General features: G+C 39.0%; 24 protein-coding genes. 22 read left to right on the top strand and 2 right to left on the bottom strand.

Translation table 11 applies throughout. The features are described 5' to 3' along the window. Window positions 1–44: 44 nt before the first annotated feature. The 16 genes from NST91_RS23785 to NST91_RS23710 all read left to right on the top strand — a co-directional run bounded on the left by NST91_RS23785 (window position 45) and on the right by NST91_RS23710 (window position 18,106). The gene (locus NST91_RS23785) at window positions 45–935 is read left to right on the top strand and encodes an ROK family protein (protein WP_341333132.1); all 891 of its coding nucleotides are present in this window, start codon (window positions 45–47) and stop codon (window positions 933–935) included. A gap of 76 nt (window positions 936–1,011) precedes the next feature. After that, window positions 1,012–3,399 (top strand): GH36-type glycosyl hydrolase domain-containing protein, encoded by a 2,388-nt coding sequence (locus NST91_RS23780; protein ID WP_341333131.1) that lies wholly within the window; start codon window positions 1,012–1,014, stop codon window positions 3,397–3,399. A 267-nt stretch (window positions 3,400–3,666) separates the two neighbouring features. Next, a complete protein-coding gene (locus NST91_RS23775) occupies window positions 3,667–4,545 on the top strand; it encodes an ROK family protein (protein WP_341333595.1) in 879 nt (292 codons plus the stop codon). Between the two features lie 448 nt (window positions 4,546–4,993). Beyond that, complete coding sequence (locus NST91_RS23770) at window positions 4,994–5,659, top strand: GntR family transcriptional regulator (protein WP_341333130.1); 666 nt, start codon at window positions 4,994–4,996, stop codon at window positions 5,657–5,659. Between the two features lie 14 nt (window positions 5,660–5,673). Then, window positions 5,674–6,864 carry an enolase C-terminal domain-like protein gene (locus NST91_RS23765; protein WP_341333129.1) on the top strand — a complete coding sequence of 397 codons (1,191 nt, stop codon included), beginning with the start codon at window positions 5,674–5,676 and terminating at the stop codon, window positions 6,862–6,864. Window positions 6,865–7,063: 199 nt separating this feature from the next. Continuing rightward, window positions 7,064–8,029: an oligopeptide/dipeptide ABC transporter ATP-binding protein gene (locus NST91_RS23760; RefSeq protein WP_121445571.1), complete on the top strand. Its 966-nt coding sequence runs from the start codon at window positions 7,064–7,066 to the stop codon at window positions 8,027–8,029. Window positions 8,030–8,057: 28 nt separating this feature from the next. Further along, a complete protein-coding gene (locus NST91_RS23755) occupies window positions 8,058–9,026 on the top strand; it encodes an ABC transporter ATP-binding protein (RefSeq protein WP_341333128.1) in 969 nt (322 codons plus the stop codon). Between the two features lie 18 nt (window positions 9,027–9,044). After that, on the top strand, window positions 9,045–10,166 hold the full coding sequence (locus NST91_RS23750) for an amidohydrolase family protein (RefSeq protein ID WP_341333127.1): 1,122 nt from the start codon (window positions 9,045–9,047) through the stop codon (window positions 10,164–10,166). 31 nt (window positions 10,167–10,197) lie between these two features. Continuing rightward, window positions 10,198–11,715: an ABC transporter substrate-binding protein gene (locus NST91_RS23745; protein WP_341333126.1), complete on the top strand. Its 1,518-nt coding sequence runs from the start codon at window positions 10,198–10,200 to the stop codon at window positions 11,713–11,715. Between the two features lie 23 nt (window positions 11,716–11,738). Then, window positions 11,739–12,656: an ABC transporter permease gene (locus NST91_RS23740; RefSeq protein WP_341333125.1), complete on the top strand. Its 918-nt coding sequence runs from the start codon at window positions 11,739–11,741 to the stop codon at window positions 12,654–12,656. 14 nt (window positions 12,657–12,670) lie between these two features. Then, a complete protein-coding gene (locus tag NST91_RS23735) occupies window positions 12,671–13,516 on the top strand; it encodes an ABC transporter permease (protein ID WP_341333124.1) in 846 nt (281 codons plus the stop codon). 15 nt (window positions 13,517–13,531) lie between these two features. After that, window positions 13,532–14,788 carry a threonine synthase gene (locus tag NST91_RS23730; RefSeq protein WP_341333123.1) on the top strand — a complete coding sequence of 419 codons (1,257 nt, stop codon included), beginning with the start codon at window positions 13,532–13,534 and terminating at the stop codon, window positions 14,786–14,788. A gap of 14 nt (window positions 14,789–14,802) precedes the next feature. After that, entirely contained in the window at window positions 14,803–15,960 is a 1,158-nt protein-coding gene (locus NST91_RS23725) for an ArgE/DapE family deacylase (protein WP_121445578.1), read from the top strand. Continuing rightward, window positions 15,961–17,010, top strand: coding sequence for a serine hydrolase (locus NST91_RS23720; protein WP_121445579.1), 1,050 nt, complete (start codon window positions 15,961–15,963; stop codon window positions 17,008–17,010). Between the two features lie 13 nt (window positions 17,011–17,023). Continuing rightward, entirely contained in the window at window positions 17,024–17,401 is a 378-nt protein-coding gene (locus NST91_RS23715) for a Rid family detoxifying hydrolase (protein WP_121445580.1), read from the top strand. A gap of 69 nt (window positions 17,402–17,470) precedes the next feature. Next, window positions 17,471–18,106, top strand: a complete 636-nt coding sequence (locus NST91_RS23710) for a PAS domain-containing protein (RefSeq protein ID WP_121445581.1) — start codon at window positions 17,471–17,473, stop codon at window positions 18,104–18,106. 106 nt (window positions 18,107–18,212) lie between these two features. Here NST91_RS23710 and NST91_RS23705 read toward each other — a convergent pair whose 3' ends face one another. Then, window positions 18,213–18,446 carry a hypothetical protein gene (locus NST91_RS23705; protein WP_341333122.1) on the bottom strand — a complete coding sequence of 78 codons (234 nt, stop codon included), beginning with the start codon at window positions 18,444–18,446 and terminating at the stop codon, window positions 18,213–18,215. Window positions 18,447–18,848: 402 nt separating this feature from the next. Next, window positions 18,849–19,289: an SRPBCC family protein gene (locus NST91_RS23700; RefSeq protein ID WP_121445582.1), complete on the bottom strand. Its 441-nt coding sequence runs from the start codon at window positions 19,287–19,289 to the stop codon at window positions 18,849–18,851. 477 nt (window positions 19,290–19,766) lie between these two features. Here NST91_RS23700 and NST91_RS23695 point away from each other — a divergent pair, with 477 nt between their 5' ends. The 6 genes from NST91_RS23695 to NST91_RS23670 are packed head-to-tail and all read left to right on the top strand — an operon-like array spanning window position 19,767 to window position 24,628. Next, on the top strand, window positions 19,767–20,555 hold the full coding sequence (locus NST91_RS23695; RefSeq protein ID WP_121445583.1) for a DeoR family transcriptional regulator: 789 nt from the start codon (window positions 19,767–19,769) through the stop codon (window positions 20,553–20,555). Continuing rightward, window positions 20,556–21,035, top strand: a complete 480-nt coding sequence (locus NST91_RS23690) for a PTS sugar transporter subunit IIA (protein ID WP_121445584.1) — start codon at window positions 20,556–20,558, stop codon at window positions 21,033–21,035. It abuts the gene before it with no gap. A gap of 4 nt (window positions 21,036–21,039) precedes the next feature. Continuing rightward, window positions 21,040–22,158, top strand: coding sequence for a M42 family metallopeptidase (locus NST91_RS23685; protein WP_341333121.1), 1,119 nt, complete (start codon window positions 21,040–21,042; stop codon window positions 22,156–22,158). Continuing rightward, window positions 22,155–22,430 carry a PTS sugar transporter subunit IIB gene (locus tag NST91_RS23680; RefSeq protein WP_341333120.1) on the top strand — a complete coding sequence of 92 codons (276 nt, stop codon included), beginning with the start codon at window positions 22,155–22,157 and terminating at the stop codon, window positions 22,428–22,430. The genes NST91_RS23685 and NST91_RS23680 overlap by 4 nt, the downstream gene beginning before the upstream one ends. A 24-nt stretch (window positions 22,431–22,454) precedes the next feature. Then, window positions 22,455–23,795, top strand: coding sequence for a PTS galactitol transporter subunit IIC (locus NST91_RS23675; RefSeq protein ID WP_341333119.1), 1,341 nt, complete (start codon window positions 22,455–22,457; stop codon window positions 23,793–23,795). A 26-nt stretch (window positions 23,796–23,821) separates the two neighbouring features. Then, a complete protein-coding gene (locus tag NST91_RS23670; RefSeq protein ID WP_341333118.1) occupies window positions 23,822–24,628 on the top strand; it encodes a BtpA/SgcQ family protein in 807 nt (268 codons plus the stop codon). The last annotated feature ends 98 nt before the right edge of the window (window positions 24,629–24,726 follow it).

Below are 24,726 nucleotides of genomic sequence, written 5' to 3'. Positions count from 1 at the left end.
GATTCCAAGGGTCTAGTCCTATCCTAACAAACGAGGGAAACAACATGAGAAAATACATTGCCTTTGATATTGGTGGAACCTATGTGAAATGCGGAATTGTCGATGAGGATGCGCAGATCCTTCACTCATCGAAGGAGAGAACACCTAAAACTCTCGATGGTTTACTAGATTTACTCGAAACCTATAGCAAAACATGTTCAGATGCAGAAGGAATTGCGATAAGCAGCTGTGGTGCGGTTTCATATGAAGGGGTGGTATATGGCTCGAGCGCGCTCCCTTATATCCATGGTCCCAATATCAAGAAACTCGTATCAGAACGTACAAACCTTCCTGTATTTCACGAAAATGATGCCAACTGTGCGGGCTATGCAGAGGTCTGGAAGGGTGGAGCGAAGGGGAAAAAAGATGTGATGGTCATGGTCATCGGAACTGGAATTGGCGGATCTATTTTTAAAGATGGTCACCTCCATAAAGGCGCAAACCTTCATGGTGGCGAGTTTGGATACATGTTACTTAACACCAATTTTTCCGATAGTAATGATGTATGGGCTCGAACCGCATCAACTAAAGCACTGGTCCGGAAGGTGGCAAAAGCCAAACAATTGGACCCTGAAGAATTATCAGGAGAAGAGGTTTTTGCGATGGCGGATGCTGGAGACAAAGATTGCATGAAAGCTATTGATGAATTTTATCATTTGCTTGCTGTTGGCATCTATAATCTCCACTATATCTATGACCCTGAAATCATCCTAATTGGTGGCGGCATTAGTGCTAGAGAAGACTTGATCACAAATGTCAATAAAAAACTAGATGCTATTATTTCAGCCATTGACCTTGCAAAGATTAAACCTACAATTGCGACCTGTGAACTTCGTCAACATGCCAATTTATTAGGGGCAGTCTATGGATTATTGAAGCAACAAAATCACATATAAATACCAATTACAAACCATTAGCTTAAAAGTAATAGATAAATATCAGTTACCAAGGCAACAGAAGAGAGGGAATAACATGATTAGAGCAACAGATAACAATGAATCGTATGAATTAACGAGTCCTACAAGTATGCCTAAGGCTTCAGGCTTTTTATGGAACAATAAGATGATGATTCATGTCAATTGTCGTGGCTATGCCGTTTCGCAATTTATGCAACCAGAACCTGCTAAATACTCACATGCACCCAATTTGGAAGCAAAGACATTTATGCAGCCAGAACAACCTTATTATGCTCATCATCCTGGTCGTTTCGTTTTTATTAAGGATGAAGAAAATGGCGATACGTTTTCTGCACCTTATGAACCTATGCGTATCCTTCCTGATCAGTATTCATTTAAGGTAGGGAAGAAAAACATTGTTTGGAAAGTTCAACGAAATGATATTTTGATTGAAATGACCTTGAGTCTACCAAAAGATGAAGCGATGGAGCTTTGGCGTGTGAAAGTGACAAATCTTTCGTCCGAGAAACGAAAACTAAGCATCTATCCTTATTTCTCCGTTGGGTATATGTCATGGATGAACCAGTCTGGTGAATATAACGAAGCATTACAAGGGATTATTTGTTCCTCCATTACGCCTTATCAGAAATACCAAGATTATGATAAGATCAAATATTTTAAGGATAAAACGTTTTTAGTAGCCGATCAAAAGCCTTTCTCTTGGGAAGTCAATCAGGAGGCATTTGAAGGTGAAGGTGGTATCACATCTCCAACAGCCATCCAACAAGACGAACTCTCAAAAGGAGATGCACGTTATGAAATGCCAACTGCAGTGCTTCAGTACAAGCAGGAACTAGATGCTGGAGAGGAAAGAGAATATCGTTTCCTATTTGGAGCAGCCAGAACAGATGAGGACATTTTAACAATCCGTCAAAAATATTTTGAAACAAAATCGGAAAACGGTTTAGATGGATTTACAATGGCTGAGGAAGAATATGCAGAGTATATTGCGGACGGTAAAGGCATTCTTCAAATTAAGACACCGGATGCACACTTAGATAATTTCGTAAATCACTGGCTTCCACGTCAAATGTACTACCATGGTATAACAAATCGCCTTTCGACAGATCCTCAAACACGTAATTATCTTCAGGATAATATGGGGATGAGTTATATTAAGCCACAGATGACAAGAAATGCGTTTCTAGTAGCATTAAGTCAGCAAAAGGAAACTGGTGCAATGCCTGATGGAATCATTTTGCATCCCGATGCAGAATTAAAATATATCAACCAAGTACCACATACAGACCATTGTGTTTGGTTACCAATTTGCTTGAGTGCCTATTTAGATGAAACAAATGATTATAGCATTTTAGAAGAAGTTGTTCCTTTTGAAGGCGGAAACAAAACGGCAACTGTCTTTGAACATATTCATCTAGCTATGCAATGGCTGATCCGTGATCGTGATGAGCGGGGGCTTAACTATATTAATCAAGGCGACTGGTGTGACCCTATGAATATGGTGGGGTATAAAGGGAAAGGTGTTTCAGGTTGGCTAACAACAGCTTCTGCATACGCATTTGCCATTTGGGCTGAAATTTGTGAAACTGCAGGGCAAAGTGAACTCAGCAAGGAATATCGCCTGGAAGCAGAAAACACAAACGAAGTGATTAATAAGTATCTCTGGGATGGAGAATGGTACGCACGCGGTATCACTGATGATAACGTGATCTTTGGGATTAGCAAAGATAAGGAAGGTAGGATCTTTTTAAATTCACAAGGTTGGGCACTATTAAGTGGAGCAGCTGATGAAGCAAAAAAACAGAAATTACTACAAGCCGTCATTGACCAGTTGGAGTCTCCATATGGAGTTGAAATGCTCGGTCCAGCTTATACTGCGATGCGTGAGGATGTAGGTCGGGTCACTCAAAAACATCCAGGTTCAGCAGAAAATGGATCTGTCTATAATCATGCGGCAATTTTCTATATCTATGCACTGTACCACGCAGGTGAGTCAGAAAATGCATTCCGTTTACTTCGAAAAATGATTCCTGGCCCTGACATGAATGACGTGATTCAACGTGGACAATTACCTGTGTTCATTCCGAACTATTACCGTGGTGCGTATAGACAATTCCCACGTACGGCAGGTCGCTCTAGCCATTTATTTAATACGGGAACAGTATCTTGGGTATATCGTTCTATCATTGATGGATTGTTTGGAATAAAAGGAACAAAAGAAGGACTTCGTATCAACCCTCAGCTCCCTTCAAGTTGGAATGAAGCCTCTGTTACACGTACTTTTAGAGGGGCAGAACTCCATATTGAAATGAAGCGAGACGAGAATGTAAGAATGGTAGAAGTATATGTAAATGGTCAGCATATTGAAGACGGCATCTTAAAGGACATCAAGTCTGGTGAACATTTGAATGTACTTGTTAAACTGCCAGTGTTGGATAAATAATGGAATTAAATTTAGTTGTTATTTTTACAAGCTAAAAGAATAATAATGGGATTGAAAAATTGTAGTGCAGAGTTTGGAACGTAAATGTTCTAGACTCTGCACTTGTTTTTTATATAAAGAAGGACTTGCAAGCCATCAAATTATTATCTAGTGTTAGTGTATTGGAAAAATATTGTGGGGGAAAGGATGCATTTAATGCCTCCTTTTTACACGAAGTATACCCTGTACTGTACATAGCAAAATAAAGTAGAAAGAAGGTTGGATGTTATGTTAATTGGCGGGATTGAAGCCGGCGGAACAAAATTCGTTTGTGGAATCGGGAATGAACACGGAGAAATCATCGAAAGAGTGACGTTCCCAACAACAACATCAGAAGAAACAATGGCTAAAGTTTTTGCTTTCTTTCGTGATAAAGAGGTCGAGGCGATTGGGATTGGCTCTTTTGGTCCGATCGATGTAGATAAGGCGAGCGAAACGTACGGATATATTACCCAAACACCAAAGGTAAAGTGGAAAAATTATAATATCGTAGGGGAACTGAAAAAACAGTTTGATGTACCCATCGGTTTCCATACAGATGTAACCGCAGCAGCATTAGCCGAATCGACTTGGGGTGCTGCGAAAAGCGTTGACAGTTGTTTGTATATGACTGTTGGGACAGGAATCGGCGTCGGTGCTGTCATCAACGGTCAGCCATTCCAAGGATTAACCCATCCTGAAATGGGCCATATCTTGGTGAAACGTCACCCGAACGATACATTTGAAGGATTCTGTCCGTATCATGGGGACTGTCTAGAAGGTCTCGCAGCGGGACCAGCCCTTGAAAAAAGATGGAACAAAAAAGGCCAAGAGCTAACTGACCAACCAGAAGTATGGGACATGGAAGCCTATTATTTAGCGCAAGCGTTAATGAATTATATTTTAGTCCTATCTCCGAAAAAAATCGTAGTCGGTGGAGGCGTGATGAAGCAAGAGCACTTACTTCCACTTGTGCGTAAACAAGTACTAGAATTGCTTAATGGTTACATTGCCGTTCCAGAAATAACTCCAGAAAATATAGACGACTACATTGTTTTACCTGGTCTCGGGGATAACGCTGGATTGGCTGGTGCGATTGCGCTGGGAGCGGGTTCGATGTCACAGTGACGCCTTGGAATTTGTCGAAGGTTGATAATGAGTAAGTATAAAATAAAAGGCTGTTATTGCAACTGAATATCGGAGGAAGGTTGGTTGTTGCACTTGTTTCCAGTAGGAAGGGAGGTGATGATCGTGGAAACAATTCTTGAATTGTGCAGTAGACAACTTAAACCTCCCTCCAACGTGAACTGCACCCTGAATGTTAGACACAAAGTAAGCAATTGTAGGTGCGGTTTTTATATGGCTAAGTAAAACTCTAGAATAAAATAGATGAAGTTATTTGTTATCAGCAATGTTTTTCCTCATATTATGTCCCTTAACCCATACCATCACTGCCTTCTCATCCACTCCAATTCCATTATAATACTAGAAATAAACCGCTTCTTCTGCGTTTCGTACTCATAAAAGAATATTCTATAGAATATATAATATAGAAAACGTGAAGGTAGTGGATTGAATGATCAATCAAAGGGTAAACCACTTAACATTGGCTGATAAGGTTTATGAGGAAATAAAGAAGGATATTTTAGTACATAAGATTGCTCCTGGGTCTAAGTTAGGTGAAAGTATGCTTTCTGAAATGTATCAAGTAAGTGCGACTCCAATAAGAGAGGCGTTAAAAAGACTTAGAAGTGATGGCTTTTTGGAGTATCAACCATATGGGGGCCATGTCCTTAAGCAAATTTCACTCAAAGAGATATGTGATATTTATGATGTTAGAAATTCTCTTGAAATCCTGGCACTACAACAGGCATCTCCATGTATAACAAAAGAGGACTTAATATTTTTAGAACAAAATGCAATGCAAACTGTTGAAAAGATTACAGGGAAAGAAGATGAATTTGTAATAACTTATAATAAGTGGAATGACGAGTTTCATCAATTTTTTATAGATAAGTCAATGAATAGCTGGATCGCCAAAACAATGAAGTCAATTAATGATTATTTGTTTTGGACTAGAGTTCCGTTAACTAAGACGAAAAGGAGTGATCAAAGTCAAAGCGAACACCTTTCCATAATTAATGCACTGAAGAAAGAACAAGTAAATGAGGCTATATCACTGTTGTCTAACCATATTCGTCGAGTGAAACAGGAGGTAATTGATTTTGAGAAAATGAGATAAAGGGAGGAATTGTAATGAGAGTTAGTTCGGTTGAGATTACTCCGGTGAATATACCATTAAAAGCACCAATACGTTGGCCATGGGGGATTCGTACGGGTATTACTAGAAATATCGTGAAGGTGCATACGGATAATGGACTAGTGGGTTATGGTGAAACGATGGGCGGGACACAAATTGAAAGTTTAATGAAGGGAATGGCTGAGTCTATTATTGGTAGTAACCCATTTGATTTAGAACTCATTCTTTCAAAGTTTCAATTAACTTCTTATTTTTCAGGATATGCAGGATTAGCAGCAATTGCCGGTATCGAAACAGCCTTATGGGATGTAATGGCAAAGTCGGTTGACAAGCCACTTTATGAACTTTTGGGAGGATTATATCGAAGTAGAGTTCCATTCTCTGCATATGTGTTCTATCGCTATCCAGGAGTGAAAGAAGGTGGAGAAACAACACCTGACGAAATTGTGGGATTTTGTAAAAGGTTAGTAAGTGATTATGGTTTTTCAGATATAAAATTAAAAGGGGGAGTTTTTGCACCTAATCATGATATTGATACGATTGCTGCCATTAGACAGGAATTTGGAGATGACATGGGTCTTCGAATTGATCCTAATGCTGTGTGGTCGCCATCAACAGCATTAGAAGTATCTAGGAAACTATTAGAATATAATTTGGAATACTTAGAGGATCCTACTCCAAATTTAGAAGGGATGGCACGGATAAGAAGGGATGTTCCAATTCCTTTGGCTACAAATATGTGTGTGGTTGATTTTGACCAAATTGCACCTGCTTTTCGTCTGGGATCGGTTGATGTTATCTTAGGAGATACCCATAAATGGGGAGGCATTCTTGCAACAAAAAAGTTAGCAGCAGTTTGTGAAACACTTCAGTTTGGATTTTCCCTACATAGCGGGTGTGAGCTTGGAATATCTACTCTCGCTTATGCACATGTGGCTGCATCTACGCCTGTTCTTTCCTTTGCCGCAGATAGTCATTACATGCATTTAACAGATGACATCTTAAAGGGCGGATTACTTAGATTTAAAGATGGTATGCTAGATGTACCCAACAAACCAGGACTTGGTGTAGAGCTCGATGAAGATAAGTTTGGACTTTTCGCTGAACGCTATAAGGAGCAAGGGGTACTACCAGGGACGGGAGACCAATTTAATCCGAATTGGATACCCAAAAAGGTTATGTTTTAATATCTTCATATAATGAACCGACTACTGGATCTCTAGTAGTCTTTTTTATTACTAGATTAATTGTCACCAAAAAAAAATTTATGCAACAAAAAAGTTTTTGTTGATAATTTTAAATTTTTAATGTATAAAGAATTTATAGATAATTGAATACGCTTCCAATTCGAGGTGGAAACCTATTACATAAAAAGGGGGTTATTTTTTGAAAGAGCCTCTTCTTTCAGTGAAAAATTTAAGAACCTATTTTTTTAGTAAAGAGAAAGAAATACGAGCAGTTGATGGAATTGACTTAGAAGTTTATCCAGGGCAAATCGTTTGTGTTGTAGGGGAATCAGGTTCTGGTAAAAGCATTACCTCGCTCTCTATTATGCAGTTAATTCCTAAACCTACGGGACAAATTGTTTCAGGAGAAATTATGTTCGATGGAAAGGACTTAACGAAACTAAGCGAAAAACAAATTGCAGCAATCAGAGGGAATGACATTTCGATGATTTTCCAAGAACCTATGACTTCTCTAAACCCTGTTCTAACGATAGGTGATCAAATCTCTGAAGTTCTTTTGCGTCATCGTTCGATTTCAAAAAAAGAAGCACTACAGAAGGCGATTGAAATGCTTCAATTTGTTGGAGTACCACGCGCGAAAGAGATTGTAAGAGAATACCCACACCAGTTGTCAGGTGGTTTACGTCAACGTGTGATGATTGCAATGGCAATGATTTGTGAGCCCAAGCTATTAATCGCGGATGAACCAACCACTGCACTCGATGTTACCATCCAGGCCCAGGTTCTCGAACTAATGAAAAAAATGCGTGATGAATTTCATAGTTCCATTGTTATGATTACTCATGACTTAGGAGTTGTCGCGGAAATAGCTGATCATGTTGCAGTTATGTATGCCGGTCAAGTTGTTGAATCTGCAGATGCAGATTCGATATTTGAAGACACTTTGCATCCCTATACAAATGCGTTAATGGAGTCAATTCCTTCTTTGGAGGAAGAAAAAGATATCCTCTATTCGATACCGGGAACAGTTCCTGATGCTTCAGACTTTCCTGTTGGTTGTCGTTTCGCGAGTCGCTGTGAAATGGTTCAACCATCATGTCTTGAAAAAATGCCTGAACTTAGAGAATTAAAACCAGGTCACTTCGTACGGTGTGATTTACTATAGCAGGAATGATACAGAAAGGGAGTCAGATATGAGTGAAATTTTATTAGATGTCCAGCATGTAAAAAAATATTTCCCGATAAAGCAGGGAGTATTGTTAAGAACTGTTGGTCATGTAAAGGCAGTTGATGATGTTTCTTTCACCCTGAAATCGGGGGAAACGCTAGGTATAGTTGGTGAATCTGGATGTGGGAAGTCAACTTTAGGAAGGATGATTATGCGTGTTCTTGAACCCACTGATGGGAAAATCCTCTTTAATAATCAAGATATTACTCATCTTAAGGGACAGGAACTGCGAAAAATCAGAAGTCAATTTCAGATGGTTTTCCAAGATCCCTATTCATCACTCAATCCCAAAATGACTGTTGAACAAATACTGGCAGAACCTTACTACGTAAATAAAATTGCAGATTGGAAGGAAGCAAAAGAACGTGTGGGGCCACTTCTTACAAGAGTTGGTCTAAAGGAAACTGACCGTAGTAAAAGCCCTAGTGAATTTTCGGGTGGACAACGACAGCGTATTGGCATTGCACGTGCACTTGCATTAAATCCTAGCCTAGTTGTTGCAGATGAGGCCGTCTCAGCGTTGGATGTGTCCATTCAATCTCAAATCCTTAACTTAATGAGAGACTTAAAAGAGGAATTAAATCTTTCTTATATTTTTATCTCACATAACTTAAGCGTTGTGAAACATATAAGTGACCGAGTTGGCGTTATGTATTTAGGTAATTTAGTAGAGATAGGCAGTAAGCGTGAACTATATAAAAAACCATTACACCCATATACACAGGCCCTGCTATCATCGGCTCCAGAACCGAAGCGAAATGTAAAAAGAGAAAAAATCGTCTTAAAAGGTGAGGTACCTAGTCCAGCAAATCCACCTTCAGGTTGTCCTTTCCATACACGTTGTCCATATGTGATGGGCATATGCAAGGAGGTCCGACCAATTCTAAAAGAGGTATCCTCTGAGTATTCAGTTGCATGTCATCTTCATCATTAAAAGGGGGCAAATATTATTATGAATGAGGGTTTGACCGTCAATGTAATCGACCCCATATCAAGAACTTGTAAGCCTGGCCACATAGAAAAAACATCTAGAGGATACAGGATCGATTATTCTACATATCAAGATGCAGTTCCACAATCTGACTTATATTTGAGCCCAGGTTGGATTGACTTACATACCCATGTTTTCGATGGATTTACTTCGCTAAGTGTGCCTCCAGATGATGTAGGTTTGGATACGGGGGTTCATCTAGTTGTGGATGCGGGAAGTGCTGGAGAAGCCACAATTGCAGGCTTTAAAAAATACATTGTTCCCAACTATGAGACACAAATTAGAGCTTGGTTAAATATTAGTTCCATTGGGTTAGTTCATTTACAAGAAGTCTCAAATCTAAATTTAATAAATATTGAACGCACTGTGCAGGCAGTGCTTGAATATCGCCCATTTATTTGTGGTATTAAAGTACGTTCAAGTGGTGCTATTGTTGGTGAAATGGGTACCCAGCCATTAAAGCTAGCTAAGCTAGTAGCGCGTGAAACAGGTTTACCATTGATGGTTCATATCGGTGAAGCTCCTCCCGTTATTGAAGATGTTCTAGAGCTTCTTGACGAGGGGGATGTTATAACACATTGTTATCATGGGAAAATTGGTACTCCTTGGAAATCTAATGGACTCCCCGTGATGGCTTTAGAAAAGGCTTTGGCAAGGGGGGTGAAAATGGACATAGGGCACGGAGCGGCAAGTTTTAATTTTGATGTATGCCGCAAAGCAATTCATAATGGATATTTCCCGTTTTCAATTAGTACTGATGTGCATATCCGTAATATTCAAGGACCAGTTTATGATCTGGCTACAACTATGACGAAAACTTTGCATTGTGGATTGTCGCTAATGGATATTATTGCATCTGTCACACTCGCACCTTCAGAAGTCCTTGGTATAAAGAATTGGTGCAGACTAGATGGAATAATAACGAATGCGACGCTATTCCGAATTTCGCATGATCCAGTAAGAAATAGAGAAATTAAGGATTCAAATGGAAAAACTATACAATTAGATCGACATATTGTTCCAACAGGAGTGATTACTGCAAAAGGCTTTAAATCCATAGTAGGAGAAAAAAGTATAGTTTAGTATTTTCATAATTAAGGGAGGGGTTTTTTACATGAAAAAGGCATTATCGATAATTTTGATATTACTAGTCATCTTGACTGGGTGTACCTCTAATAACACTAGTTCAGGTGATGAGAAGGAGAAGGAGAAGGACAGTAGTGAAAAAGAGCTAGTTGTGGCCCAAGTATCTGATGCAAGTACAATGGACCCACAAAACCAAGGTAGCATGCCAGATATGAATATTTTAATTAATATCTTTGACACGCTGGTGACACGTGATGAAAATAATAATCTTGCACCAAGTTTAGCAACGGAATGGGAAGCAATTGATGATACAACTTGGCAATTCAAGCTTCGAGATGATGTGACGTTCCACAACGGGGAGAAGTTCAATGCCGAGACAGTAAAATATAGTATTGAAAGATTAAATAGTTTGAATGAAATTGTTGAACTCCGTAATGTGAAGGAGGTCAATGTGGTTGATGAGTATACCGTTAATATTGTAACGGAAGCTCCAGATCCAATTCTCCCTAACAAAACAGTTCTTTTCGGTGGGGTAATGGTACCGAAACAATATATTGAAGAGGAAGGCGAGGATAACTTCGCAAAGAATCCGGTAGGAACTGGCCCGTTCAAATTTGTTTCGTGGAAAAAGGATAATGAGGTTGTCTTAGAAGCAAATGATGACTATTTTAAAGGCGCACCGGAAATCGATAAATTAGTGTTTAGAACAATTCCAAATATCGCCGATATGGTAGCTGCTGCGAAGACGGGTGAAATTGATATCGCAACAGGTCTAACATCTGACGTTGCGATACAGCTTGAAGGTGATCAAAATATTAGCGTTGTTGCTGCAGACTGGATTCGTACATTCTATCTTGTAATTGATACAACAAAGGATGGTCCATTAGCGAAGAAGGAAGTACGTCAGGCTATGAATCATGCAGTAAATATACAGCAAATTATAGATACAGTACTTGGCGGATATGCCAAACGTGTAGCTACATTAATTCCATCACAGAACTTTGGAGTTGACTCAGATATTAAGCCTTTTGAATATGACCTTGAAAAAGCTAAAGAGCTATTGGCACAAGCAGGATATCCAGATGGTTTCGAAGTAGATTTAGATGCTGCTAATACAGATTCAGCGATTGTTCAAGCAATTGCAGCGGAATTAGAAAAAGTCGGCATTAAAGTAAAAGTAAACTTAATGGATCGTACCACACTTATGAGTAATATAACGGCTAAAACCTCAGCACCCCTTTACTATTTAGGTAATACTGGCTGGACAATGGATGCGATTAGTAACTTCCAATCTTATATCAAGAGTGACCGACGATATAATGTCTGGAAAAATGATGAAGCAGACCAGCTAATGGATGTTCAAGAGCAAAATATAGATCCAGAAATTCGACAAGAAGCATTAACTGGAATTCAAGAGCTTCTTATTGAAGAAGCACCATATGTATATTTGTGGCAACTTGATGGTCTATATGCGATGAGTAATGATGTTGAGTGGGAACCAAACGTAATAGGCGTATTAAATATGTATAATGCATCACTAAAATAATCAAACAATGGGAGGTGAAATCTTTGTTATCATATATACTTCGTCGCTGCTTATATGCAATTTTTGTCTTATTTGGAGTAGCAACAGTAGTGTTTTTCATTACTAGAATGACAGGTGATCCGGTAGCGATTATGTTGCCTCCCGATGCAACTGTTGAGCAAATGGAAGAATTACGAATAGAGCTTGGCATGGATAAGCCTTTACTAACTCAATACGGTATATTCATTTGGGATTTACTTCACTTTGATTTAGGAGAATCCTTACGATACGATGATTCAACTCTTAAACTAATTTTGGAACGGTTACCTGCAACCCTTCAACTAGCCTCTACATCATTAATTATTGCATTGCTCGTTTCCATTCCAGCTGGAATTATTTCAGCTCTTAAGCAAGGTTCTTTGTTTGATCGCTTAATCATGTCATTTGTGCTAATTGGGCAATCCTTTCCAGTATTTTGGGTGGGTATATTGCTCATCCTCTTTTTCTCTGTTTCATTGGGGCTTCTGCCAACCGGAGGTATTGGCGGTTGGGAGCATTTAATATTACCAGCATTTGCACTAGGCCTGCACATGATGGCATTAATTACAAGATTACTGCGTTCCTCATTAATTGAAGTGCTTAGCTCGGATTATATTCGGACAGCTAGGGCAAAGGGGTTACTATCCTTTAAAGTTATAGCTAAACATGCATTACGAAATAGTCTATTACCTGTTGTTACAATAGTAGGATTACAGGTTGGTGCTCTATTAGGAGGATCTGTTGTAACTGAAATGGTGTTTGCGTGGCCAGGTGTTGGTCAAATGATTATTCAGGCAATTAACTTTCGTGATTTTCCATTAGTTCAAACAGCCATCATTTTATTAGCAGGAATATTTGTGTTAATTAATCTGATTGTGGACTTACTATATGTTGTTATTGATCCACGCATTCAGTACAAGTAGAAAGGGGGATACTTATGGCTAAGAAAAAACGTAAAGGAAACATAGGTAATCTCTTTAACTGGTTTTCTATCATTACTCTTGTACTATTTATCATAATTGCAGTGTTCGCACCACTAATTGCTCCCCATGAACCGAATGCACAAAACTTATTAGCACGTTTGAAACCACCAATTTGGGCAGAAGGCGCGGAACCCGGCTATTTATTGGGTACAGATAATCTCGGTCGTGATATATTAAGTCGAGTTATTTACGGAACACGCATATCTATTTTAGTTGGTCTTCTAGCTGTTGTAATATCGGGAACGATTGGTGTATTTATTGGATTATTATCAGGATATTATCGAATTTTCGATGGTTTTATGATGAGAATTGCAGATATCCAATTAGCGTTTCCTACTATTCTATTAGCACTTGCGATTGTTGCTGTACTTGGTGGTGGATTAGGAAATCTTATTATCGTGTTAGGTATAACCGGCTGGGTTGAATATGCAAGGGTCATTCGTTCTGAGGTTCTTAGTATGAAAACAAGCGACTTTGTTGTTGCAGCAAGTACAATTGGTGCAAGTGATGGAAGGTTATTATTCCGACATATCCTCCCGAATATTTTAGCACCTATAATAACAATTGCTACATTCCATGTGGCAGCTACAATTATTGCAGAATCCTCCCTGAGTTTCCTAGGGCTAGGAGTACCAATCAGTATACCAAGCTGGGGAAATATGCTTAGTGAAGGTCAGTTATATGTTAGCTCTGCCTGGTGGATGTCGCTCTTCCCAGGCTTAATGATTATGTTTGTCGTTTTAGCTATTAATATATTAGGAGATTATATCCGAGAAGGTTTTAATCCCAATGCCAAATAATTAGGAGGATATATCATGTCTTGGTCATATGCGACTCACTATGTATGCGATCGATGTACAGCCGATTTTTCACTATCTCTCCCATTAAATACATGTCCGCGTTGTGGTGGTTTACTGGAAGTACAATACGATTTACAACAAATGAAGCAGGATATATCCCCCGATGTATTCAAGGGACGTGGAAATTCCATGTGGCGCTGGCACGAGTTTTATCCATTGAAGGAAGTTGAAAATATAGTATCACTGGGAGAAGGTGGCACTCCCTTAATAAAGTCTGTCTACGTAGCAAAAGAGCTCGGAATGAGGAATCTTTATTTTAAAAATGATACCTTAATGCCAACTGGAAGTTTTAAAGACCGTGGTTTCAGTCTTGCTATTAGCTTTGCTAAGGAATTGGGGATAACGAAGGGCCTAACGTATAGTTCTGGTAATGCTGGGGCATCTTTTGCAGCTTATTCTTCACGGGCTGCAATTGATGCAACTGTACTTGTCGAATATTTAGCCAATCCCGTGAAAAAGGCGATAATTTCCTTATATGGTGCAAATGTCGCAACACTTCATTTTAATAACTTTGAAGAGATTACTAAAATGCTGGAACTGGCTGTCCAAGAGCTTGGCTTATACCAGTTTGTTAATTTTATTAATCCTATTAGACATGAAGCAATGAAGAGTTATGCATATGAGATAAGTGAGGAGTTTAGCTGGCAGGCACCAGATTTCATGGTTCATCCAGTTGGAACAGGTGGGGGAATCTATGGAGCTTGGAAGGGGTTTCGAGAATTAAAAACGCTTGGGTGGATAAATACATTACCAAGGATGGTAGCTGTACAACCCGAAGCAACTGGGCCAATTACGAGAGCATATCAAAGTGGGAAAAGAAAAGCAGTAAAACATGGTGATTCGTCAAAAACAATTGCCCAAAGTATTTCTGGAAATGCACCCATTCAAGACGGTGAACGTGTATTAAATACTATTTACGACTCAGGTGGCTTTGCGGAAAATGTGTCTGATGCTGAAATAGTAGAAGCAGTACGCTGGCTTGGTCATGATGGAATATGCGCCGAACCAGCATCTGCAGCATCTTTAGCAGCAGTTAAAAAGAGTGTTGAAGACGGTCGAATACAACCAAATGACACAGTGGTATGTGTCATTACTGGTAGTGGTCTGAAACAAGCATCCATTATTGAACAGTCTGCCCAAGTTTCTACACATAAGTTAAATGCTACTATTAGTGAACTTGAAGCATTGATCGCACAAATAAACCGGACATAAAAAGGAGAGATTTTATGTCAAATGTAAGTCAGGTTATTCAAAGATTAATGGAATGTATGGCACTTAAAAGTCCCACTCCACCAGGAGATGTTGCTGATGTTGCAAATTGGATCGAGGCATGGGGAAAGGATTTTGGAGCCATCATCGAACGTCAAACAGTAGAACCAGGAAAGGATAATCTAATAATGACTTTAGAGTTCGGTCCAGGACCAACCTTGGTGTTCAATTCACACATGGATGTGAACAATCCAAAGGGTCAAAAGTGGAGTAATCCTCCATTCGAACCTAAGATTAAAGGTAATCGTTTATACGGACTTGGAGCATGTGATGCCAAGGGAAGTCTTGTAAGCATGATTGCAGCCATGGAACGGCTTACCGGAAATCAGAATGAACTTAGCGGAAAACTCATATTGACGGCTGTAATGGGAGAAGAAGCTGGGGGACTAGGTAGTTTACACCTAGTCAATCAGGGTATAGAAGCAGATGGGGCTGTAGTAGGTGAACCGACACATTTAGAGGTTTGTACTGCTCACAAAGGTACATACATGAGAAGGCTAGGTTTTCGAGGACTAGAATCACACTCAGGAAGACCTGATTTAGGCATTAATTCTATTGTCCATGCCGCACATTTTGTCTTGGAATATGAGAAGTTAAATAAACAACTGATTCGACTTCCACACCCTTTACTTGGTCCTGCAAGTGCAGAAGTAACGATTATCCAAGGTGGTACAAGACAGAACACTATACCAGGTTACACCGAAATGATTATTGATCGACGGCTCCTACCCGGAGAAACACATGCTAAGGCAGATCGAGAGTTAGATAGGGTTCTAGCAAATATCAAAGAAACTGTATCTGATTTACATATTGAAAAAATAGAGACGGTAGTAGCAACGATTCCATCAGAGACACATTCTTCAGAGAAGATTGTTGAAGTGGCACTCAATACTATAAACAATGTAACAGAATCAATTCATCAACTGAAAGGATTTCCGGCAGGATGTGATATGAGTAAGCTTGTTACCATTGCTAATATTCCGACTGTTATTATCGGACCGGGGAGTTTGAAGCAAGCACATGCTCCAAACGAGTTCGTTGAGATAACCCAGGTGGAACAAGCCGTTGATATCTATGAAAATATAGCGCGAAGTTTCTTGAAGAAGGTGAAGTAAATGATGAATGTTGTAAAGTTACTTGAACAAGCAAGAAATAATAAGTCTTTTTCAGGAGCTGTGTTTGCATATGGAAATTCCCATGAAATAGTGGCACAAGGTGCAATAGGAACATTAGTATGGGGTGGCCAAAAGACAGAAATTGATAGTTTGTGGGATTTGGCTTCCGTTACAAAACCGCTAGTTGCCCTTGCTCTTATGAAGCTTTTTGAACAAGGTGTGCTTTCACTCGAAGATACTATCTCCTATTTTCTACCGAGCTATGAGGGGACAGATAAGGCTGAGATTACGCTGTTTGAATTACTAGCACATACAAGCGGGATACCAGGTCAGCAGCCCTTATACAAACATGCAAAGACAGTGGAAGATATGAAAGTGGCCGTCCGGCAATTGCCCCTTAGACATGAACGAGGAACTTATGTAGAATACACATCCCAGGGGTTTATGATTGTAGGAGATATCATTGAACAAGTAGTGGATAAGAGGCTTGATGAAGCAATGAATGAGCTCGTTTTTCATCCTATTGGAGTAAAGAATACCCTATTTAATCCACCAGTAATGTTAAAAAATCGAATTGCTGCAACCGAAAACTGTCCATGGCGAAACCAAATGGTAAAAGGTCAGGTACATGATGAAAACTGTGTGGTGCTAGGAGGGGTTGCAGGTCATGCAGGGTTATTCGGAACGGCGGAAGATTTGTCCACTATTTGTCAAATGATGTTACGAAAGGGTGCAACAGACCAAGAAGACTACCTAAAGGCTCCTACTGTTAGGGTTATGACTAATAATTTTACATCTTCATTGAATCTAGCTAGAGCATTAGGTTGGCAGGCCAAAGATCAACATGGTTCTCCAGCAGGAGATCTCTTTTCTCCATCCTCTTATGGCCATACTGGTTTTACAGGAACAAGTATCTGGATGGATCCAGAAAAAGATCTATTTGCCGTTCTGCTAACAAATCGTGTTCACCCAACACGTGAGAATCATTCTATTCAACGTATACGCCGTCTTTTTCACAATCTAGTTGTACTTAATATGGATAATAATTAATTTGGAGGGATATATGGTGAAAGAAGGTATTGTAACAAGTCAAGCACCCACTCCAGTGGGGGCATATTCACAAGCAGTAAAGGTTGGTAATCGAGTTTATGTAGCAGGTCAAGGGCCAAAAAATCCTGAAACAGGAGAAACACCAGCAACAATAAAAGAACAAACAAGACAGGTGTTGCATAATATCCAACAAATATTGGAGGCGGCAGGCGCAAAAATGTCCGATGTTGTCAAAGTGACAGCACATTTATCCGATTTAAAGTATTTTGACGAATATAACGAAGTTTATTGGGAGTTTTTCAGTGAACCGTATCCAGTTCGTACAACAGTTGGAAGTCAGTTGATGGATATACTTGTGGAGATTGATGTGATTGCAGAAATCATTGACTAAATCTTCAATTGGAGTAAAATCAAATCATTATCTAAGAAAAACAGTGGAATGTGAATCGAGGTAAAGGCAGTGGAAAATATAAAAGATGAATTGGAGTTACTCAAAAAAATCATCAAAGGAATAAGTGCACAATTTGGGGATAAATGTGAAGTGGTCCTCCATGATTTAACGGGTGATTACGAGAATTCTATCGTGGCGATTGAAAATCCTACGATTACTGGTCGTAAAATCGGAGACAGTGGCACAAATTTAGGTCTTGAGGTTCTTCGTGGAACAGTAAAGGATGGAGATCGTTATAATTATATTACACATACAAAGAGTGGTAAGATTCTAAGGTCAACCTCCATATATATTAATAATAGTGAAGGTACACCTATTGGTGCAATCTGTATAAATCTTGATATCTCTGATTTAATTATGGCAGAAAAAACAATCCAATCAATCACTATGCATAGTCTAAATTCAGAGGTGAAAGAGGTCTTTGTAGAAGATGTAAATGAGCTCCTAGAATACCTCATTCAGGAGTGCCAAAAGGAAATCGGTAAACCAGTTGTCCATATGACAAAGGAAGATAAGATACAAGCGATTAAATACCTAGACAAACGCGGTGCCTTCTTAATTAAAAAGGCAGGGGATCATGTATGCCGCTTTTTAGACATTTCTAAATACACATTATATACCTACCTAGACAATGGTCGTGAGTAATACTTCTGGGTTTACTGGGTCACAGTGACACCCCGAAATTTGTCGGAGGTTGCGAGCTAGAATGGAGAATCATAAAAAGAGAGCTATTAAGAAGCTCTCTTTTACATTATTGATTATATAATTCTTTATAGGCAATTACTTTTAATGCTAGAATTTCATCTTCGCTTAATTTGCTCTGTACTTCATCAAGTACTTCTTCATTAGAAATTGTACCTTCTTGTACTTGGTGTCTAATCTCGTTTAGTTGAGTAATACCGACTTTATTAATCAGAACTTTAGTCGCCTCCTCTTTTGTTGTAAATGGAAGTTTACTCTTATCAACTGATTTTGCGTCTTTCAAAAAGGTCATTAACTCTGGATCGTTTACAATTGCCCTTTTAATATCTTCGATTTCTCCGCTATTTTCTAATTCTGACTAATCAGATACTATTTTGGTTCCAAAATAGTAAACCCCATAACCTAGAATCACAAATACAACTATGGTGAAAAAAAGAAATTTTAATAACCTCATATCTTCACTCTCCTCCTATAACTATACATAAATCATGTAGGGCTGAATAGTGTCATTGGCTTTTTATTAATGTTACTAGCAGATAGCTGTTGATAATTACCTTTAAAATAAAAAAGAAGATGAATCCATACAATCATGTAGTTCATCTTCTTTCTTAATGCATATCTTTAAAATTACTTTGGTTATATCAGATTGTTTTCTACTTTGCTTGAGAGATTTTCATCTATAAAACTATGAAAACACTGGAATTTTACGAGCGATTGATTCTGTTAAACGAGTTGCAACTTTTGGAACAGCCCATTTAATAATCGGTGTTAACACGGCACCCGATAATCCGCCTGCATGGACTTCCACGGTACAAGTCATGGTTGTTTTCCCATTACCATCTTCTGCAGTAAAGTGACCGCTACCTGTAAAGTTATCTGATAACCCTTTCAGTTCAAACTTAATATTAGAAGGCTCATTCCACTCAGTAATATCTACCTGCGCTTTTACCGTCTTTTTAATTCCTTTTACATTACCTTCAAACGTCCAAATTGATTGCTTGTCATTAATGATTTCATGTTCTTTATACGCTGGTACTGTCGTTGCCCACTTTTCAAGATCACTGACATAGTCCCAAACTGCTTGTACATCTACTGGAATTACTACTGTATGAGTTCCTGTCGCCATTCTGATTCCTACTTTCGTTATGTATGAATTGTAGATTTAGATATCTACAAGAATATTATTACATAAAAGACATGAACTAACATTACTTTTGTAGGGGGGCAAACCCATATAGTTCCTAAAAGGGTAGACCTTTAGGGCTGGTCTAAAATGGATATATTAGATCCTACAAAAATCATGTAGCTGAATTCAAGCTGGGACACGGGACCTGTCCCCTTGTCCCAGAACAATCCGAGGTCTAAATAATCAAATTGTTTCACCCTGTAAAGCATGTTAACCCGTCATAATAAATCAAATTGTAAAATGTTGTAATATTTGCTACGTTCTTTCCCACCCTAGTGGACCAAAAGCGTTTTTTCCTAAACATTCCTTCCGGTACGATAATAAAACCACTTATATTTTTTTATCAAAACATCTCAAATGAATTCATAAACAATCATATCGGTTCATAGAATCTGGTAAGAAGGGTGGTTATTTTTTATGCTTCAGGCTGAAAGGGCTGAAAAAATACTGCAATTCATCAATGAGAAAGGATTTGTCAAAACAACAGAACTGATTGAATTATGCAAAGTATCAAAACCCACTATTATTCGTGATTTGCAAGTACTTGAAAAAGAAGGTGCTATTATTCGAACACATGGTGGCGCAAAGAGTGTAAAGAAGGGGACTAATTTTGAACCAAAACAAAGCTTGAAGGAACAAATTGCAAATGAGAGCAAAAAACAGATTGCTAAAGTTGCAAAACAATATATTTTTCCTGGTGAAACCATTCTGCTTGATAGCGGGACTACTACATTAATGTTAGCTAACGAGCTTAAGGATATGGAAAATATAACAGTCATTACAAATGATATTAAGGTTGCAATGGTTCTGGCCGAGAATGATGGAATAGAGTTAGTCGTTCTTGGCGGTCAAAAGAGAAAAGGTGTATACAGTCTAATTGGCCCCATTACAGAAATGCTTACAAGTCAATTCCATGTAGATAAGGTGTTCCTTACTGCAGATGCGATACATATTCACAAGGGAATTACGAACTCAAATATAGAGGAATCTAGTGTGAAAAAGGCTTTCATAGACATTTGTAAGGAACGATTTTTATTAGTAGATAGTAGCAAATTCAGTTCAATTTCTTTTTTTAAAATTGCGGATATCTTTGAGGTCCAAACCATTATTACAGATGAAGGTTTTTTACAATTATCTGATCTCGAGTCTTGGAACAGTTTTTCTAAAGATATTATAACAGCTGGCAAAGAGGAAGGTGGTATATGAGTGAATCTACTTAATGGTTTATTGGATGAAGAGTTAATCTTTCTTAAGTTGAAATGCAATTCGAAAGAACAACTTCTAGGTTGGCTTGGAAACGAATTAGTCGAAAAGGGCTACGTAATGCAGGGGTATGAAAAAGCACTCTTGGAACGTGAGGCTTTGTATCCTACTGGATTAGTGACAACCAGCTGTGGGGTTGCGATTCCACATGCTGAACCGTCCTATGTAATTAAAGAAAGAATTGCTATAGGTATTTTAGAAGATGGAGTAGCTTTTGGAAACATGGGGGCGTTAGACGAAGAAGTGCTAGTGCGTGTTGTGTTTCTATTAGCATTAAAGCATTCGTCACAACATCTAGAAGTATTACAGGCAGTAACGTCCCTTTTTCAAAACGAAGCATTTATGAATAACATTCAAAAGGCAGAGACAAAAGAAGACGTTCTAGAGTTGTTTCAATCAATCTTACTAGAGAAAAGGGGGTGAATCGGTGGAACAGCTCAAACAAATCATTAAAGAGCTCACATCCATATCTGGAGTAAGTTCTCGTGAGGATAAGGTCATTTCTTATATGATAAAAAGTCTAAAGCCATATGGAGATCAAATCGAGGTTGACCCTTTAGGGAATGTTACATGTTCGTTTTTCTCTAGTGTTTCGAATCCTAAAAAGCTCATGCTATTTGCTCACATGGATGAAATCGGGTTTATTGTCCGAAAGGTTGAAGAGAACGGGTTTTTGCGGGTTGAACGAATTGGTGGAGTACATGTAAATGTGTTGCCGGGGCTAAAAGTGGATGTAATTGGTTCCAAAGGAGTTATCCCGGGGCTCATTGGAACCACGTCCCATCATTTTACAAAGCAAGATCAAAAAGGAAAAGTACCCACTGATGGAATGTATGTTGATATTGGGGCAAGAACGAGGGAACATGTGAAGGAACTTGGAGTCAACGTTGGTTCTTTTATCACCTACCATTCTGATTTTACGGAACTAGCAGGTGACTTGATTTCCAATAAAGCCATGGATAACCGCGCAGCTTGTGCAAGCTTGCTACTGTTAGCTCAGGAACTATTTCAGATAAAAGATAAACTCCAATGGAATATTCATCTAGTCGCATGTGTGCAAGAAGAGTTTAATATTCGGGGCATCATGCCAGTAGTGCGAAAACTATCACCAGATGTTTCGATAGGGATTGATGTCACTCCTTCTTGTGATACACCGGATATGAGCGGATATTCTGATGTGATCATTGGCAATGGACCAGCCATAACGTGTATGAACTTTCATGGCCGTGGGACATTAGCCGGGGTACTCCCTGATGAAGGATTATTTAATCAAATCGTTACGATTGCCGAGCAGCAGAATATACCCCTGCAATATGAAGTCGCACTCGGAGTTATTACTGAAAATGCGTTTATTTCATTTGCTGAACAAGGCATAATGACAGCTGGTTTTTCGATTCCTACAAGATATACTCATACTCCAATTGAAACAGTATGTCTATCTGATGTAAAAGCACTCATACACGTCCTCTTCCATTTTCTACAGTCTCTAACTACTCATACATCATTTGGAAAACAATACATACTCGAGAAAGGAGGTGCACAATGAAGACCATAATCGTAGCATGTGGTGCAGGTGTTGCAACTTCAACCTTAATTTGTGATCGAGTCCAAAAATTACTTAGCTCTCAAAATATTCAAGCAAACATTATCCAATGCACACTTGGTGATATTTCACGCTATGTAGATCAAGCAAATGTGATTGTTACGTCGATGAAAGTCGATCGTTCTTACTCAATTCCTATAGTTTTAGGTATTTCCTTTATTACTGGAGTGGGTGTAGAGCAAACAGAAAAAGAAATTTTAGAGAGTCTATCTTAGTTTATCACATAAGGGGGATCGTGTATGGATTTTATTGTTAGTGTGTTTGATTATATAAGTGGTTTAGGTGCCACTGTTATGATTCCAATCATCATTGCAATTGTTGGGCTTGTTTTCCGACTTAGTATCGGAAAGGCAATTCGTGCCGGTGTTCTAGTAGGTATTGGGTTTGTCGGTCTAAACCTAGTGTTAAATCTTATTTGGGACTATGTTGGTCCAGTAACAACTATTTTAATAGAAAAATTCGACCTTAATTTATCTGTTGTAGATGCGGGCTGGCCTGCTGCAGCTGGCGTAGCATTCGCTACAAAAGTAGGAGCCGTTATCATTCCTTTTATTATTATTGTTAATTTCCTCATGCTTCTGACAAAGCAAACCAAAACTGTCAATATCGATATTTGGAATTATTGGCACTTTGCTTTTTCAGGTGCAATTATTATGTCGATCACAAATAGTTTCTGGTATGGGTTACTTGGGGCAGCAGGGCACGCTATCATTGCTCTGAAAATCGCCGATGTATCTGCTGAAAGGGTTCAAAAAGAGATCGGTATACCAGGTATCTCCATTCCGCAGGGGTTTGCAATTACGACCGTCCCTATTTACATGCTCCTCGATAAGATATATGACAGGATTCCAGGCTTTAAAAATAGGAAAATTGATTCAGCCGCCATTAACCAAAAACTAGGGATATTCGGAGAACCATTTATGATTGGGTTATTCCTAGGTATTTTAATCGGTTTAGTAGTTGGCTATGATGTGAAGCAAACGATTGAATTAGGTGTAGCGATGGCTGCCCTTATGCTCCTTTTACCACGAATGGTTAAAGTGATTATGGAAGGTCTAGTGCCTATTTCAGACGCGGCAAAAGCCTTCTTGGAAAAGCGCTTTAAAGGCTCGGAGTTTTATATCGGACTTGATTCAGCCGTAACTCTTGGACATTCAACCACAATTACAATCGGGATCCTACTCATTCCAATTACCCTACTCCTAGCAATGATTATCCCATTAAATACAACCTTACCTTTCGGTGATCTAGCTGCAACTGCATTTTTTATCGCGATGGCCACTCCTATTCATAGAGGGGATTTCTTTAGAACGTTAATAAGTGGAACCATTGTAATGGCTATCATTCTCATGCTTGCAAGCTATTTTGCTTCGGTTATTACTGAAACAGCTATGAATACAGGCTTTGACTTCCCTGAAGGTGCAACCGACATTACTGCATTATCAGCTGGTAATCTAGTAGCCTATGTGTTTTCCTTATTCGCCAAGTTAAAAATAGTTGGCGTGTTCTTAATCGTAGCCTTCGTAGCAGCGGTATTATTCTTCTTCAGAAAACCATCAACATCAGGGAATACGAATTAAAAATATGACTAACAAGAGGTGCAGGTATGACTTGGTTAAAAGAAGTAATTGGAACGGAGAAATGTATTATTGCAATGTGTCATCTATTACCACTTCCTGGAGACCCGAATTTTGACAACGAAAAAGGGATGGACTACGTGATATCGATGGCTCGAAAGGACCTACATGCCCTTCAAGATGGTGGAGTAGATGCGGTTATGTTTTCCAATGAGTTTAGCCTGCCGTATCTAACAGATGTACGAACCGAGACAGTTGCTGCAATGGCGAGAATCATAGGTGAATTGAAAAGTGAAATTAAAATTCCATTTGGTGTAAATGTCTTATGGGATGCCAAGAAGTCACTAGATTTAGCAGCCGCAACGAATGCGTTGTTTGTTAGAGAAATCTTTACTGGTGCTTATGCAAGCGACTTCGGGATATGGAATACCAATGTAGGGGACACCATTCGTCATAAGCATCATCTAGGTGTAGGTGATGTGAAGGTTTTATTCAATATTATTCCTGAGGCAGCTAGTTATCTGGCACCTAGAACAATTGAAAGTATTGCAAAGTCAACCGTCTTTAATAATCAGCCTGATGCACTTTGTGTTTCTGGATTAACGGCAGGTGTGGAGACAGATGCTCAACTTATGAAGCGAGTGAAGAAAACTGTTCCGGAAACTGTTCTATTTGCGAATACGGGTGTGAGGCTTACCAATTTTGAACAGCAGTTAGAAGTGGCAGATGGAGCCATTGTTGGAACAACATTTAAATACGACGGGAACTTCCATAATCATGTTGATAAAAAGAGAGTCAAAGAATTCATGGACGAGGTAAAAAGATTCAGGAACTGACAGATGCCGGTGGGGCAAGGGGACTGTTCCTTGTCCCATTGATGTTTGGTGACGGGGACGAATGATAGGATTGGTCCTCGAGGATGTTCCGTAGAGTA

The organism is Ferdinandcohnia sp. FSL W7-1320, from assembly GCF_038050315.1.
GTDB classification, from domain to species: Bacteria; Bacillota; Bacilli; order Bacillales; family Bacillaceae_L; genus Ferdinandcohnia; species Ferdinandcohnia aciditolerans.
Note: the sequence above shows the minus strand (reverse complement) of the source record. Positions and strands in the feature narration are given on the sequence as shown.